At 54.6% G+C, this 15,629-nt stretch carries 13 protein-coding genes and 1 other annotated feature; of the genes, 8 read left to right on the top strand and 5 right to left on the bottom strand.

Annotated features, from left to right (window positions below):
* Nucleotides 1–85: 85 nt before the first annotated feature.
* Nucleotides 86–2,683 (bottom strand): type I DNA topoisomerase, encoded by a 2,598-nt coding sequence (gene topA, locus ACS0RQ_RS14550; RefSeq protein WP_039076930.1) that lies wholly within the window; start codon nt 2,681–2,683, stop codon nt 86–88.
* A 398-nt stretch (nt 2,684–3,081) separates the two neighbouring features.
* Here topA and ACS0RQ_RS14555 point away from each other — a divergent pair, with 398 nt between their 5' ends.
* Nucleotides 3,082–3,333, top strand: a complete 252-nt coding sequence (locus ACS0RQ_RS14555) for a YciN family protein (RefSeq protein ID WP_039076929.1) — start codon at nt 3,082–3,084, stop codon at nt 3,331–3,333.
* A 45-nt stretch (nt 3,334–3,378) separates the two neighbouring features.
* Here ACS0RQ_RS14555 and sohB read toward each other — a convergent pair whose 3' ends face one another.
* The gene (gene sohB, locus ACS0RQ_RS14560) at nt 3,379–4,425 is read right to left on the bottom strand and encodes a protease SohB (RefSeq protein WP_271851183.1); all 1,047 of its coding nucleotides are present in this window, start codon (nt 4,423–4,425) and stop codon (nt 3,379–3,381) included.
* Nucleotides 4,426–4,654: 229 nt separating this feature from the next.
* On the opposite strand from sohB, the gene ACS0RQ_RS14565 reads away from it, so the two are divergent.
* Together ACS0RQ_RS14565 and cobO are read left to right on the top strand one after the other, a co-directional pair.
* The gene (locus ACS0RQ_RS14565) at nt 4,655–5,413 is read left to right on the top strand and encodes a YciK family oxidoreductase (protein ID WP_271851184.1); all 759 of its coding nucleotides are present in this window, start codon (nt 4,655–4,657) and stop codon (nt 5,411–5,413) included.
* On the top strand, nt 5,410–6,000 hold the full coding sequence (cobO, locus tag ACS0RQ_RS14570; protein ID WP_271851185.1) for a cob(I)yrinic acid a,c-diamide adenosyltransferase: 591 nt from the start codon (nt 5,410–5,412) through the stop codon (nt 5,998–6,000). The genes ACS0RQ_RS14565 and cobO overlap by 4 nt, the downstream gene beginning before the upstream one ends.
* Before the next feature lie 176 nt (nt 6,001–6,176).
* On the opposite strand, the gene rluB is transcribed toward cobO, so the two are convergent.
* From rluB to rnm, 3 genes are all read right to left on the bottom strand, one after another.
* Complete coding sequence (gene rluB / locus ACS0RQ_RS14575; RefSeq protein ID WP_039076925.1) at nt 6,177–7,070, bottom strand: 23S rRNA pseudouridine(2605) synthase RluB; 894 nt, start codon at nt 7,068–7,070, stop codon at nt 6,177–6,179.
* A 97-nt stretch (nt 7,071–7,167) separates the two neighbouring features.
* Nucleotides 7,168–7,788, bottom strand: coding sequence for an L-threonylcarbamoyladenylate synthase (locus ACS0RQ_RS14580; RefSeq protein ID WP_271851186.1), 621 nt, complete (start codon nt 7,786–7,788; stop codon nt 7,168–7,170).
* Entirely contained in the window at nt 7,785–8,666 is an 882-nt protein-coding gene (gene rnm / locus ACS0RQ_RS14585; protein WP_271851187.1) for an RNase RNM, read from the bottom strand. The genes ACS0RQ_RS14580 and rnm overlap by 4 nt, the downstream gene beginning before the upstream one ends.
* 158 nt (nt 8,667–8,824) lie before the next feature.
* Nucleotides 8,825–8,919 (top strand) — a sequence feature (Trp leader region).
* A gap of 22 nt (nt 8,920–8,941) precedes the next feature.
* Here rnm and ACS0RQ_RS14590 point away from each other — a divergent pair.
* Genes ACS0RQ_RS14590 through trpA form a run of 5 tightly spaced genes read left to right on the top strand, consistent with a single transcriptional unit; the run spans nt 8,942 to nt 15,472 of the window.
* A complete protein-coding gene (locus tag ACS0RQ_RS14590) occupies nt 8,942–10,504 on the top strand; it encodes an anthranilate synthase component 1 (RefSeq protein WP_271851188.1) in 1,563 nt (520 codons plus the stop codon).
* The gene (gene trpD / locus ACS0RQ_RS14595) at nt 10,504–12,099 is read left to right on the top strand and encodes a bifunctional anthranilate synthase glutamate amidotransferase component TrpG/anthranilate phosphoribosyltransferase TrpD (RefSeq protein WP_271851189.1); all 1,596 of its coding nucleotides are present in this window, start codon (nt 10,504–10,506) and stop codon (nt 12,097–12,099) included. Before ACS0RQ_RS14590 ends, trpD begins: the two co-directional genes overlap by 1 nt.
* Before the next feature lie 3 nt (nt 12,100–12,102).
* A complete protein-coding gene (gene trpCF / locus ACS0RQ_RS14600) occupies nt 12,103–13,461 on the top strand; it encodes a bifunctional indole-3-glycerol-phosphate synthase TrpC/phosphoribosylanthranilate isomerase TrpF (RefSeq protein ID WP_271851190.1) in 1,359 nt (452 codons plus the stop codon).
* Between the two features lie 11 nt (nt 13,462–13,472).
* Nucleotides 13,473–14,666, top strand: a complete 1,194-nt coding sequence (trpB, locus tag ACS0RQ_RS14605; RefSeq protein WP_079497527.1) for a tryptophan synthase subunit beta — start codon at nt 13,473–13,475, stop codon at nt 14,664–14,666.
* Complete coding sequence (gene trpA, locus ACS0RQ_RS14610; RefSeq protein WP_271851191.1) at nt 14,666–15,472, top strand: tryptophan synthase subunit alpha; 807 nt, start codon at nt 14,666–14,668, stop codon at nt 15,470–15,472. Before trpB ends, trpA begins: the two co-directional genes overlap by 1 nt.
* The last annotated feature ends 157 nt before the right edge of the window (nt 15,473–15,629 follow it).

Genomic DNA, 15,629 nt, shown 5'->3' on the forward strand with positions numbered 1-15,629 from the left:
ATAGATTCGAACAAAAAATAATAACCGGGTTATAAAAAAAGGGCCGGATAACCGGCCCTCAATTTAAGCTATTAATCTTACAGCGTTATTTTTTGGCTTCCGCCCATTTCCCATCAACGTAAAACGCCGACCAGTTTGTCGCTTTGCCGTCTTTTTCCGACGCAACATACTGCTGTTTCGTTTTACGACTAAAACGGACAATGGTCTTATTCCCTTCCGGATCCTGCTGCGGCGCATCCGCCAGATAACGCAGTTTTTCCGGCAAACGATCGCGGAAGCGATATAACTCTTCCACTAACGGTGCACGCGTTTCGCGCGATTTCGGGAAGGTGTTAGCCGCAAGGAAAACCCCGGCGGCGCCGTCACGCAGAACGAAATACGCGTCAGATTTTTCGCACGGTAGTTCCGGCAACGGAACCGGATCTTCTTTCGGTGGCGCGACTTCGCCATTACGCAGGATCTTACGCGTGTTTTTGCAGTCGTCGTTGGTACAGGCCATGTACTTACCGAAACGCCCCATTTTCAGGTGCATTTCAGAGCCACATTTTTCACACTCAACCACCGGGCCGTCATAACCTTTTATGCGGAACTCGCCCTCTTCGATTTCATAACCGTCACAGGTCGGGTTATTACCGCAAACATGTAGTTTACGTTTCGGATCGATCAGGTAGCTGTCCATCGCCGTACCGCACTTAGTACAACGGCGTTTGGCGCGCAGCGCATTGGTTTCCGCGTCGTCGCCTTCCAGCACGTTCAATACTTCGTTTTCCGGCACCAGGTTAATGGTGGTTTTACAGCGCTCTTTTGGTGAAAGTGCATAACCGGAGCAACCGAGGAACACCCCGGTACTGGCAGTACGGATCCCCATCTTACGACCGCAAGTCGGGCAATCAATGCTGGTAAGCACCATCTGATTCGGGCGCATGCCGCCTTCATCCGGATCTCTTTCTGCCTGGTCAAGTTGACGGGAGAAATCGCCGAAGAAACTGTCCAGTACTTTCTTCCATTCCGCTTCGTGGTTTGCCACCTGGTCGAGACGGTCTTCCATCTGCGCGGTGAAATCGTAATTCATCAACTCACGGAAGTTCTCTTCCAGACGGTCGGTAACAATTTCACCCATTTTTTCCGCATAGAAGCGACGGTTTTCCACGCGCACATAGCCACGGTCCTGAATGGTCGAAATGATCGACGCATACGTTGACGGACGGCCAATGCCACGTTTTTCCAGCTCTTTAACCAGTGACGCTTCACTAAAACGTGCAGGCGGTTTGGTAAAGTGCTGAGCTGGTGTCAGGTCGATAAGCGACAGGACATCACCCGTATTTACCGCTGGCAGCGTACGGTCTTCATCGCCTTTGCGCAGCGCTGGCATCACCTTCGTCCAGCCATCAAAACGCAAAATGCGACCGCGTGCTTTCAGGCGATAATCACCCGCGCCCACGGTAATGGTGGTGGAGTCGTATTGCGCCGGCGTCATTTGACAGGCGACAAACTGGCGCCAGATCAGTTGATACAGTTTCTGCGCATCAGTTTCCATATCTTTAAGGGCGTCAGCCTCAACACCAACATCGGAGGGACGAATCGCTTCGTGCGCTTCCTGAGAGTTCTCTTTGCTGGCGTACTGGTTGGCATTTTCCGGCAGGTATTTTTTGCCGTACTTATCACCAATAAAGGTGCGCACCATGCTGACCGCATCCTGACTCAGGTTGGTGGAGTCAGTACGCATATAAGTGATGTAACCCGCTTCGTACAGACGCTGGGCCATCATCATGGTTTTCTTCACGCCGAAGCCAAGACGAGTACTTGCCGCCTGCTGCAATGTGGAAGTAATAAACGGTGCGCCCGGCTTGCTGCTGGTCGGCTTGTCTTCCCGCTCAAGCACCGTGTAACGGGCTTTTTCGAGCAGGCTAACCGCCGCCATCGTTTGTTCGCGGTTAACCGGACGGAAAGGTTTATCCCCTTCGTGCGTCACCTGGAGTGGCAGAGAATCGCCACCCGGCGTTGCGGCATTAGCATCAACTTCCCAGTACTCTTCCGGAACGAAGGCTTTAATTTCTCGTTCACGCTCAACCACCAGACGCACAGCAACCGACTGAACACGGCCCGCTGACAGGCCACGGGCAATCTTCTTCCACAACAGTGGAGAAACCATGTAACCCACCACGCGGTCCATAAAGCGCCGCGCCTGCTGAGCATTCACACGATCAATGTTCAGCTCGCCCGGCTTTTCGAACGCCTGGCGAATCGCATTTTTGGTGATTTCGTTAAACACCACGCGGCTATAGCGCGTTTCATCGCCACCGATCACTTCCCGCAGGTGCCATGCAATGGCTTCCCCTTCGCGGTCAAGGTCGGTTGCGAGATAGATATGGTCGGCTTTTTCAGCGAGCGATTTCAGCTCAGAAACCACCTTCTCTTTTCCGGGAAGCACTTCATAGTGCGCATCCCAGTTGTGCCATGGGTCAATGCCCATGCGATTGACGAGAGCGCCGCGTTCATCCTTTTTAGGCTTTTTAGCCGTTTTGGTGGAGGCAGAGTCAGCGCTCTTTTTAGGTGCTGAGCCACTGGTCGGCAAATCGCGGATATGACCTACGCTGGATTTCACCACGTAGTCATTACCCAGATACTTATTGATCGTTTTGGCTTTTGCCGGGGACTCAACGATGACGAGAGCTTTACCCATATTCACCTTTACCTAATAAAATTCTTCCAGGAATACGTCGCACATTGATTCACCTTCCGCTGGCGACGAGCCAATGATATTGCGGTGGCGACAATGGATATCAACCCTTTTCTTGACCATAAGCGAAAGTAATCGCTAGCAGATGATTGAGTTAACAGGCTTTTTCGCTAGTTTACGATACAGCACGACGATTTTACGGTCGAATGTCAAGCAAATCTGTTGCCAGATTGACGAAAGGGTCACACTGTACCTGATAAAATTTGTTACGCAACTTTATTAGCATGCAAATTCGAATCACGCCAGCACTACCGTAACGGGAAACCCCTTGCCTGCGCAGGGAAAATTTGCCCCTGGGCCGCGTGGGGCGTAAACTTGTTAAATTTTTAAGGAGGGGCGAAATGGAGCCGACTAAGCAACCTATCGATCGTCAGTCTCTGCTTGAGCTGGCAAACCAACTTATCCGCGACCATGAAGACACACTGTCCGGCATTGAAGCAACCGGCGTAAGCCAGCGCAACGGGGTGCTGGTGTTCAGCGGCGAGTATTTTCTGGATGAACAGGGGCTGCCGACCGGGAAAAGCACTGCGGTGTTCAATATGTTCAAATATCTGGCGCATGAACTGTCTGAAAAATACCATCTGATCGATTAAACAAAAACGCGAGGCCATGGCCTCGCGTTTTTGTTTGTACTCGCCTTACATCAGCGGTTTCTGTCCGCGCTGCCACCAGCGCATCAGCAAACGATCTGCGCTTTCTGCAGCACTTCCGGTAAAGCGGTCGATAAGCTTTTTGCGCTGCTGATAGCGCAAGCCAATGACCTCATGGCTCTCAAACAGCCCCAGCAGCAGTTCATCGCTGGTACCGACCGCATCGACCAGTCCTTTTTCCAGTGCCTGTGAACCATACCAGTGCTCGCCGGTCGCTACCTGTTCGATATCCAGTTGCGGGCGCATCTGATGCACAAAGCCTTTGAACAGGTCATGCGTTTCATTAAGGCTCTCGCGGAATTTCTGCCTTCCCTCTTCAGTGTTTTCACCCAACAGAGTCAGCGTGCGTTTGAACTGCCCGGCGGTATGCAGTTCGATATCAATCTCTTTACCTTTCAGGAAGCGATTGAAGTTGGGGATCTGCGCCACAACGCCAATCGATCCAATAATAGAAAACGGCGCCGCAACAATTTTGTCCGCCACGCAGGCCATCATATAACCGCCGCTGGCGGCGACTTTATCGACCGCGACAGTGAGCGGAACCTGCTTATCGCGCAGACGCTGCAACTGCGACGCAGCCAGCCCGTAACCATGAACAACGCCGCCGGGGCTTTCCAGACGGAGAACCACCTGATCTTCTGGTTTCACCAGCGTCAACACTGCGGTTACCTCTTCGCGCAGCGCGCCAACTTCATGGGCATCCATACTGCCTTTAAAATCCAGCACCCAGGCGCGTGGTTTGCCCGCTGAGGCCATGTCGCCAGATTTTGCTTTGGCCTTTGCCGCTTTTGCATCCTGTTTGGCTTTTTTCTTTTGGGCTTTATGCCACAGCTTTTGCTGCTGGCTGTCCAGCAACGCCACAGCCATCTCTTCCTGCATTTCCTTATATTCTTCGCTCATGCGGGTAATACGTAATTCTCCCCGCTGACGTTTGCGCTGTGTCAGATTAACAATAAGAATTGCGACCACCACAATCGCGACCACCACAGTCGCAATTTTGGCTAAAAACAAACCATATTCAGACAGTAATTCCACGCATTCCACCTTGGTTCAGCCACTTAACGATCGCATTCAGTGTACATGAGCCTTTCTGGCGCGTCTCGCATTGCCACCCTTTCGGATATTCAGTCGACCAGTTTCAGCACATTCCGCTATACATTATCCCAACGCACGGGAGACTCTCTGCCAGACTGATTGAAATCGCTTTCTGTTTCAGGCATAAAGCCAACACGATTTAAAAACGGGTTGAGACCAAGGAGTTAGCGTGCATTACCAGCCACAACGCGACCTGTTGCGAAACCACATTATTCTGGTCACCGGCGCCAGTGACGGCATCGGCAAAGAAGCGGCGCTGACTTATGCCCGCTACGGCGCACGCGTCATTTTACTGGGGCGTAACGAAGACAAACTCCAGGCCGTTTCCGGACAGATAGCGTCCGAAGGCGGCCAGGCCGCCAGCCTCTACACGCTGGACATGGCGACCTGTACACCCGATGATTGTCAGCGTCTCGCCAACGAGATAACGCAACACTACCCGCGACTGGACGGTGTGCTGCATAACGCTGGCGTGCTGGGTGATGTTTGCCCAATGAGCGAACAGCAGCCTGCCGTCTGGGATAACGTAATGCAGGTTAACGTCAACGCCACTTTCTATTTGACCCAGGCACTCCTTCCTTTATTACTCAAAGCGGAAAGCGGCTCGCTGGTCTTCACATCGTCGAGCGTTGGCCGCCAGGGTCGTGCAAATTGGGGTGCCTATGCCGCCTCTAAATTTGCCACCGAAGGCATGATGCAAGTGCTGGCTGAGGAGTACCAAAACCGTTTACGGGTCAATTGCATAAATCCGGGCGGTACGCGGACGCAGATGCGCGCCAGCGCCTTCCCGAGCGAAGATCCGCAGAAATTAAAAACGCCAGCCGATATTATGCCGCTCTATCTATGGCTGATGGCCGATGACAGCCGTCGCAAAACAGGCATGAGCTTTGATGCTCAGCCAGGACGAAAACCGGGGATATCACAATGAGTGAAGAACGTTACCAGCAACGCCAGCAGCGGGTGAAAGATAAAGTCGATGCCCGCGTGGCGGCGGCGCAGGAAGAGCGCGGCATCATTATCGTTTTTACCGGCAATGGTAAAGGCAAAACCACCGCTGCATTCGGCACCGCCGCACGAGCCGTCGGCCACGGAAAGAAGGTCGGCGCCATTCAGTTTATTAAAGGCACCTGGCCTAATGGTGAACGTAATTTACTGGAACCGCATGGGGTCGAATTTCAGGTGATGGCAACCGGGTTCACCTGGGACACGCAAAACCGCGAGAGTGACACTGCCGCCTGCCTTGAGGTATGGACACATGCGCAGCGTATGCTGGCGGACGAATCGCTGGATATGGTGGTGCTCGACGAGTTGACCTATATGGTGGCCTACGATTACCTGCCGCTGGAAACCGTTCTTGATGCGCTGGAAAACCGCCCGGCAAACCAGACGGTGATCATCACTGGTCGCGGCTGTCATCGCGATATCCTGGAAATTGCCGATACGGTCAGTGAACTGCGCCCGGTAAAACATGCTTTCGAAGCGGGCGTCAAGGCACAGATCGGTATCGACTATTAAGACACCGCTGGCAGCAGCGTAGCAATGCGGCACTGCTGCCATGCCAATGATTTGTTCAACCATCAAACTCGCCACACATGTGACAGCGTCACGCTTTTCCAGCGCAGCATGGCGAAAATTATAATATGCGGGAACAAGAGGACGTTTCCGGCAAGGTAACCGGAAACATCAGGGAATTAGCCGTTGCTGTTACGCCCACCGGAACGACGGCTACCCGGTGCCTGACGATTGCCTGACACCTGGCTGTGGCGTTTCACCGCACGACGAATCTGATTGGCTTTCATGCGGCGACGATCTTTTTCGACCGCCACTTTTGATGCGGTTTCCGGCGGCAACCCTACCAGCTCACGCAGGTAGTTGGTTTGGGCCAGATCCAGTTCGGTATAACCACCGCGCGGCAATCCTTTCGGTAGTGGAATGTCGCCGTAGCGCACACGAATAAGGCGGCTAACCTGCACGCCAACCGCTTCCCACAGGCGACGCACCTCGCGGTTACGCCCTTCGGTCAGGGTCACGTTATACCACTGGTTGATCCCTTCACCACCGCTGAATTTAATGGTTTTGAATGCTGCCGGACCATCTTCCAGTTGAACGCCACGAGACAGTTCACGCACCTTGGCCTCTTCAATCTGGCCAAATACGCGCACCGCGTATTCACGTTCCACTTCACGGCTTGGGTGCATCAGGCGATTCGCCAGTTCACCGTCGGTGGTGAACAGCAGCAGACCACAGGTGTTGACGTCAAGACGTCCAACCGCAATCCAACGGGCGCCGCGCAGTTTTGGCAGACGATCAAAAACGGTCGGACGGCCTTCCGGATCGTTACGCGTGCACAGCTCACCTTCAGGTTTGTAATACGCCAGCACGCGGCAGATTTGTTCAGCGGACTCTTTTATCGAGATAAGATGACCGTCGATGCGAATTTTCAGCGCCTGGGTCACTTCAACGCGATCGCCCAGCGTGGCAATCTTGCCGTCTACGCTCACGCGACCTGCTTCGATGATGGTTTCGATTTCACGGCGGGAGCCGTGGCCAGCTCGCGCCAGCACTTTCTGTAACTTTTCGCTCATAGAGCTTCCTCGGGTGTCGCCTTCACAGGCGTCGAATAAGGTCATCAGGCCACTGCGGCGCCTGTGAAATGGCCGCGTAGTATAGCGGCTTGCTTCATTATAGGAAAGGTTTAACGTCGCCGACGCCTTCACGAATAACAACCGGGGCATCGTCGGTAAGATCGACCACCGTTGTCGGTTGTTGTCCCAGATAGCCGCCATGGATAATCAAATCCACCAGCTTTTCCAGACGGTCTTTAATTTCATCCGGATCGGACTCGGTAAATTCGCTGCCAGGTAACATCAGCGAGGTAGAGAGCATCGGCTCGCCAAGAGTATCGAGTAACGCCAGCGCAATCGGATTCGCCGGGACACGCAGACCAATGGTTTTACGTTTTTCCTGTAACAGACGACGCGGCACCTCTTTCGTTCCTTTCAGGATAAAGGTGTAGTTACCTGGGGTGTTATTTTTGATCAGACGAAAAGCCACATTATCGACGAACGCATAGGTCGATAGCTCAGACAAATCGCGGCACATCAGGGTAAAGTTATGACCATCCGGCAGTTGACGGATACGGCAAATCCGCTCCATCGCCCCTTTGTCTTCGATCTTACAGCCTAACGCATACCCGGAATCGGTAGGATAAACAATCACCCCACCTTTACGGACAATCTCAACGGACTGGGTAATCAGGCGCGGTTGAGGATTTTCCGGATGAATATAAAAAAACTGACTCATACTTCCCTCTCTTCACTGTTTTGCGGCAGCTCCCATTTGCACCAGACGCCCTCAACATCAGCCGGTAGCCAAAGCTTGCGCCCCAGCTCAATCCATGGACATGGCTGATGGAAATCCGATCCCTGCGAGGCCAGTAAACCAAACTGGCGGGCATACTCGGCGAGTTGTTTACGCTCATTGGGAGCCTGCTGGCATTGGGCAACTTCCATCGCCTCTCCGCCGCTTTGGGCAAAATGCGCCAGCAGTCTTTTCAACCATTTAGCGGAGAGATCATATCGACCCGGATGGGCCAGGACCGCCGTTCCGCCAGAATGATGAATCACTTCAATAGCTTGTTCTATTGTACACCACTGCGGTGGAACATATCCGGTTTTCCCGCGCGCAAGATATCTTTTGAATACATCTGCCATATTTGTGGCTTTGCCGCACTCCACCAGGAAGCGGGCAAAATGGCCACGCGTGACGGCAGCCCCCTGCGCCAGTCGCTGCGCGCCCTCCCATGCGCCCGGAATATGCGCCTTTTCCAGCCGCTCGGCAATCAGCCTGCCGCGCTGCTGGCGTCGTTCATGCTGATCCTGTAAAAATGTACACAGCGTCGGGTTTTCGATATCCATATTCAGCCCCACGATGTGGATCTCGTGGTTTTCCCAGACGGTGGAAATCTCCACACCGCTAATGAGTTTGAGTGCCAGCCCGGCACGTTCAATTTCTTCACGCGCAGCGGGAATGGCGGCGGTAGTGTCGTGATCGGTAATCGCCAGGGTCCCTACGCGCATTGCAACCGCACGGTGGACCAGTTCTTGTGGGGTCAGGATGCCATCGGAGGCAATGGTGTGGCTGTGCAGGTCATAAATCACTGCGTAATTCGTGTCGCTCAAAAGCGGCTCCCGTGGCCGATAAAACAATAACTGTGCCCTATCATAACGTTCTGCGGCGATTTTCTGAAATCGAGGGTTGACTTTCCTCGCACGAACCAGTTAACTAGTACGCAAGTTCACTCCACGAGGTATCACTGATGAATATGCATATTTCCGTAAACCGCTGGTGGCGCACTCCCTGACATTGGGCAGTGTTTCACGTGCGTATTCAGCACACCGATACCCGGCCCGCTAACTGAGCGGGCTTTTTTTTGAACACATTTATGAGAGCAACTATGCAAACGCAAAAACCGACACTCGAATTGCTCACCAGCAACGCGCTGTACCGGGAGAACCCGACCGCGTTATTCCATCAACTGTGTGGTGCACGCCCGGCAACTTTATTGCTGGAATCTGCCGATATAGACAGCAAAAACGATTTAAAAAGCCTGCTGCTGGTGGATAGCGCGCTGCGCATTACCGCGCTGGGTGACACTGTCACTATTGAGGCGTTAACGCAAAACGGCGCGTCTCTGTTACCGCTGCTGGATGCCGCGCTTCCGGCAGGTGTAGAAAACACCGTCCGGGCCGATGCTCGCGTATTACGTTTTCCGCCCGTCAGCACCCTGCTCGACGAAGACGCTCGCCTGTGTTCACTCTCTGTTTTCGATGCCTTCCGTCTGTTACAGGGGCTGGTCGATGTCCCTGCCGATGAGCGTGAAGCCATGTTCTTCGGCGGCCTGTTTGCCTACGACCTGGTGGCCGGATTCGAAGATTTACCCGCCCTGAGCCATGACCGTCGCTGCCCGGACTACTGCTTTTATCTGGCAGAAACCTTACTGGTGATCGACCATCAGAAGCGTCACACCCGCATTCAGGTGAGCCTGTTTTCCGCCGATGCTGACGAAAAAGCGCGACTGACTCAACGAATTGAAACCCTGCATGAACAATTAAACGTGCCACCAGGGCCATTGCCAGTTGAATCCGTCAGCGATATGCGCTGCGAATGCAACCAGAGCGATGAAGAATACGGCGCGGTTGTGCGCCAGATGCAAAAAGCGATTCGTGCCGGTGAGATTTTTCAGGTCGTGCCGTCTCGTCGTTTCACCCTGCCGTGCCCGTCACCGCTGGCCGCCTATGAAGTGCTCAAAAAGAGCAACCCAAGCCCGTACATGTTCTTTATGCAGGACAGCGACTTCGCCCTGTTTGGCGCCTCGCCGGAAAGCTCGCTCAAATATGATGCCACCTCACGCCAGATTGAAATCTACCCGATCGCCGGGACTCGCCCACGCGGACGTCGCGCCGACGGTTCCCTGGATCGCGACCTGGACAGCCGTATTGAACTCGAAATGCGTACTGACCATAAAGAGCTTTCCGAGCACCTGATGCTGGTTGACCTCGCGCGTAACGATCTGGCGCGCATTTGTACTCCAGGCAGTCGCTATGTGGCAGATCTGACCAAAGTCGATCGTTACTCCTTCGTTATGCATCTGGTTTCGCGTGTGGTCGGTGAACTGCGACAGGATCTGGACGTGCTCCACGCCTATCGCGCTTGCATGAACATGGGCACACTCAGTGGGGCCCCAAAAGTACGCGCCATGCAGCTTATTGCTGATGCAGAAGGCTCCCGTCGTGGCAGTTACGGCGGCGCGGTGGGCTATTTCACCGCCCACGGCGACCTGGATACCTGCATTGTGATTCGTTCTGCCTGGGTTGAAGACGGTGTCGCCACCGTTCAGGCAGGCGCTGGCGTGGTACTGGATTCAGTACCGCAATCAGAAGCCGATGAAACACGTAATAAAGCCCGCGCGGTTCTGCGCGCCATTGCTAAAGCGCATAACGCTCAGGAGACATTCTGATGGCTGACATTCTGCTGCTCGATAACATCGACTCATTTACCTATAACCTGGCGGATCAGTTACGCGCCAGCGGGCATAACGTGGTGATTTACCGTAACCATGTTCCGGCGCAAACCCTTATTGACCGCCTGGCGACCATGAAAAACCCGGTGCTGATGCTCTCACCAGGACCGGGCGCGCCGTCAGAAGCAGGCTGCATGCCTGAGTTGCTGACCCGTATGCGCGGCAAACTGCCGATTATCGGCATCTGTCTGGGACATCAGGCGATTGTAGAAGCCTATGGCGGCTATGTCGGGCAGGCAGGCGAAATTCTGCACGGTAAAGCCTCAAGCATTGAACATGATGGTCAGGCCATGTTTGCCGGGCTGGCGAACCCGCTGCCAGTGGCGCGCTACCATTCACTGGTGGGCAGCAACATTCCGGCAGGGTTAACCATCAACGCGCATTTTAATGGCATGGTGATGGCCGTGCGTCACGATGCGGATCGCGTGTGTGGCTTCCAGTTCCATCCGGAATCCATTCTGACTTCGCAAGGCGCCCGCTTGCTGGAACAAACCCTGGCCTGGGCACTGCAGAAACTGGAGCAGACCAATACCCTGCAACCAGTACTGGAAAAACTGTATCAGGCGCAAACCCTGAGCCAGCAGGAAAGCCACCAGCTTTTCTCTGCCGTGGTGCGCGGCGAGCTGAAGCCTGAACAACTGGCCGCAGCGCTGGTCAGTATGAAAGTGCGTGGTGAACACCCTAATGAAATCGCCGGGGCGGCCACCGCGCTACTGGAAAATGCCGCGCCGTTCCCACGTCCGGACTATCCGTTTGCCGATATCGTGGGCACCGGTGGCGACGGCAGCAACAGTATCAATATTTCAACCGCCAGCGCTTTTGTGGCGGCGGCCTGCGGGCTTAAGGTTGCCAAACACGGTAACCGCAGCGTTTCCAGCCGTTCCGGCTCATCAGATTTACTGGCAGCCTTCGGCATTAATCTGGATATGAATGCGGATAAATCCCGCACTGCGCTGGATGAACTGGGGGTCTGTTTCTTATTTGCACCGAAGTATCACACCGGGTTCCGCCACGCGATGCCGGTGCGCCAGCAGCTTAAAACGCGCACCTTGTTTAACGTGTTGGGGCCATTAATTAACCCGGCGCACCCGCCGCTGGCGTTGATCGGTGTTTACAGCCCGGAACTGGTGTTACCCATTGCCGAAACCCTGCGTGTTCTGGGCTATCAACGTGCGGCCGTTGTGCACAGCGGTGGGATGGATGAGGTGTCACTGCATGCCCCAACGATGGTGGCTGAATTGCGTGACGGCGAGATCAAAAGCTACCAGCTTACCGCTGCTGATTTCGGTCTGACGCCCTATCACCAGGAGCAACTGGCAGGCGGCACACCGGAAGAAAACCGTGACATTCTGACACGCTTACTACAAGGTAAAGGTGAAGCCGCCCATGAGGCCGCCGTCGCTGCAAATGTCGCCATGTTGATGCGTTTACATGGTGAAGAGGATTTGCAAGCTAACGCGCAAAAAGTTATGCAGGTGCTGCACAGCGGCGCCGCCTATGACAAAGTCACCGCACTTGCGGCAAGAGGGTAAAGAATGCAAACCGTATTAGCAAAAATCGTCGCGGATAAGGCGATTTGGGTAGCCGCCCGCAAGGAGCTGCAGCCGCTGGCCAGTTTTCAGAATGACGTGGTGCCGAGCACCCGTCGCTTCTACGACGCCCTGCAGGGTACGCGCACCGTGTTTATCCTGGAATGCAAAAAAGCATCCCCGTCAAAAGGGGTGATTCGCGATGATTTCGACCCGGCGCGTATCGCCGGCGTTTACAAACATCATGCGTCGGCCATCTCCGTACTGACCGACGAGAAATATTTCCAGGGCAGTTTTGATTTCCTGCCTGTTGTCAGCCAGATCGCGCATCAGCCGATTCTGTGTAAGGACTTCATTATCGACCCTTACCAGATTTATCTGGCGCGTTTTTACCAGGCCGATGCCTGTCTGTTGATGCTCTCGGTACTGGATGATGAGCAATACCGCCAGCTCTCTGCCGTAGCCCACAGCCTGAGCATGGGTGTACTGACCGAAGTCAGCAATGAAGAAGAGCTGGAACGCGCTATCGCGCTTGGGGCAAAAGTGGTCGGCATCAATAACCGCGACCTGCGCGATCTGTCCATCGATCTGAATCGTACACGTCAGTTGGCTCCGCGCCTCGGCGCAGGGGTAACGGTTATCAGCGAATCAGGGATTAACACTTATGCGCAGGTTCGTGAACTGAGCCATTTCGCCAATGGTTTCCTGATTGGTTCCGCGCTGATGTCTCATGACGATCTGGACGCCACCGTTAAACGCGTCTTGCTTGGCGAGAACAAAGTTTGCGGCCTGACGCGCCCGCAAGATGCGCTGGTCGCTTATGAAGCGGGAGCGATTTATGGCGGTCTGATTTTCGTCGCCTCTTCCCCTCGTGCCGTCAACGTCGCCCAGGCCCGCACGGTCATGTCGGGCGCACCGCTCCAGTACGTTGGTGTGTTCCGTAATGCGCCGGTCGAAACCGTGTCGGCCAACGTGGAGCAACTGGGGTTAGTCGCCGTACAGTTACACGGCAGTGAAGACCAGCACTATATCGACACGTTGCGTAAGCAGTTGCCGGATAGTGTACAAATCTGGAAGGCACTGAGCGTGGGCGACACCCTGCCGGCCCGCGACCTGGACCATGTCGATAAGTATGTGTTTGATAACGGCCAGGGCGGTAGCGGTAAGCGTTTTGACTGGAGCCTGCTGTCAGGGCAAACGCTGGACAACGTACTGCTGGCAGGCGGCCTTGGCGCAGATAACTGCGTGGAAGCGGCCAAAACCGGCTGTGCAGGACTCGATTTCAATTCAGGCGTAGAGTCTGAACCCGGGAAAAAAGACGCCGATAAAGTGGCCTCGGTATTCCGAACTTTACGCGCTTATTAAGGAAGAAAACCATGACGACATTATTAAATCCGTATTTTGGTGAGTTTGGTGGCATGTATGTGCCGCAAATCCTGATGCCTGCACTGCGTCAGCTTGAAGAAGCCTTTGTCAGCGCGCAAAAAGATCCTGAGTTTCAGGCGCAGTTCACCGATTTACTGAAAAACTACGCCGGTCGTCCGACCGCACTGACCAAATGCCAGAACATTACCGCAGGGACCAATACCACCCTGTACCTGAAGCGTGAAGATTTACTGCATGGCGGCGCACACAAAACCAACCAGGTATTAGGACAGGCGCTGCTGGCCAAACGGATGGGTAAAACGGAAATCATCGCCGAAACCGGTGCCGGTCAGCACGGTGTGGCATCGGCGCTCGCCAGCGCCCTGCTCGGCCTGAAATGCCGCATCTACATGGGTGCGAAAGATGTGGAGCGTCAGTCGCCAAACGTCTTCCGTATGCGCTTAATGGGCGCTGAGGTGATCCCGGTACATAGCGGTTCCGCTACCCTGAAAGATGCCTGTAATGAAGCGCTGCGCGACTGGTCTGGCAGCTATGATACTGCGCACTACATGCTCGGTACCGCCGCAGGCCCGCACCCCTTCCCGACCATTGTGCGCGAATTCCAGCGGATGATCGGTGAAGAGACCAAAGTGCAGATCCTCGAAAAAGAAGGCCGCCTGCCGGATGCCGTCATCGCCTGCGTGGGCGGCGGCTCCAATGCGATCGGCATGTTTGCCGATTTCATTGAAGAGACCAGTGTTGGCCTTATCGGGGTCGAACCTGCCGGCCACGGTATAGAGACCGGTGAACACGGCGCGCCGCTTAAGCATGGCCGCGTGGGGATCTATTTCGGAATGAAATCCCCAATGATGCAGACCGATGAAGGCCAGATCGAGGAGTCGTACTCTATCTCTGCGGGGCTGGATTTCCCGTCCGTGGGGCCACAGCACGCTTATCTGAACAGCACCGGTCGTGCGGATTATGTCTCTATTACCGATGACGAAGCACTCGAAGCCTTTAAGACGCTGTGCCGCCACGAAGGGATTATTCCGGCACTCGAATCCTCCCACGCCCTGGCCCATGCGCTAAAAATGATGCGTGAGAACCCGGAAAAAGAGCAACTGCTGGTAGTTAACCTGTCTGGCCGTGGAGATAAAGATATCTTCACCGTACACGATATTTTGAAAGCGCGAGGGGAAATCTGATGGAACGCTACGAGACTCTTTTTAAACAATTGAAGGAACGCAAGGAAGGTGCATTTGTTCCCTTTGTCACGCTGGGCGATCCCTCACCTGAGCAATCACTGAAAATCATCGATACGCTGATTGAAGCCGGCGCCGATGCACTGGAGTTAGGTATCCCGTTTTCAGACCCCCTGGCAGACGGTCCGACCATTCAAAACGCCACGCTGCGCGCCTTTGCCGCAGGCGTAACGCCGAGCCAGTGTTTTGAAATACTGGCCGCGATTCGCCAGAAACATCCGACGATCCCGATTGGTCTGCTGATGTACGCCAATCTCGTCTTTAGCCGCGGTATAGATGAGTTCTATGCCCAGTGCGAGAAAGCGGGTGTCGACTCAGTGCTGGTCGCCGATGTGCCAGTGGAGGAGTCTGCGCCGTTCCGTCAGGCCGCGCTGCGTCATAATGTCGCGCCGATCTTCATCTGCCCGCCAAACGCCGATGACGAGTTGCTGCGTCAAATCGCCTCGCACGGTCGCGGTTATACCTATCTACTCTCCCGTGCCGGGGTTACCGGGGCGGAAAACCGTGCCGCGTTGCCGCTCCACCATCTGGTCGAAAAACTGACCGAGTATCATGCTGCGCCACCATTGCAAGGGTTTGGCATCTCTGCGCCTGACCAGGTGACCGCAGCTATTGATGCGGGCGCTGCCGGGGCAATATCAGGTTCCGCTATCGTCAAAATTATCGAGAAGAACCTTGATAAACCTGCCCTGATGCTCGAAGAACTTGGCGCGTTTGTCCGGGCGATGAAAGCTGGCACTCGTCAGTAATGCCTCCTGACGCCCGGCCCACCGCCGGGCGTTTTTTACCGCTAGCTGAAACAGCGTCTGCACCCTCTTGCACAGCCCCATTTCACAAATAGCACTCATTCTCTGCTGATGCGTCTGTCTTATTATTCGTTTTCAGCGACCTGTCGTTTCCCGTTTT

The organism is Phytobacter diazotrophicus, from assembly GCF_052061655.1.
Classification (GTDB): domain Bacteria; phylum Pseudomonadota; class Gammaproteobacteria; order Enterobacterales; family Enterobacteriaceae; genus Phytobacter; species Phytobacter diazotrophicus.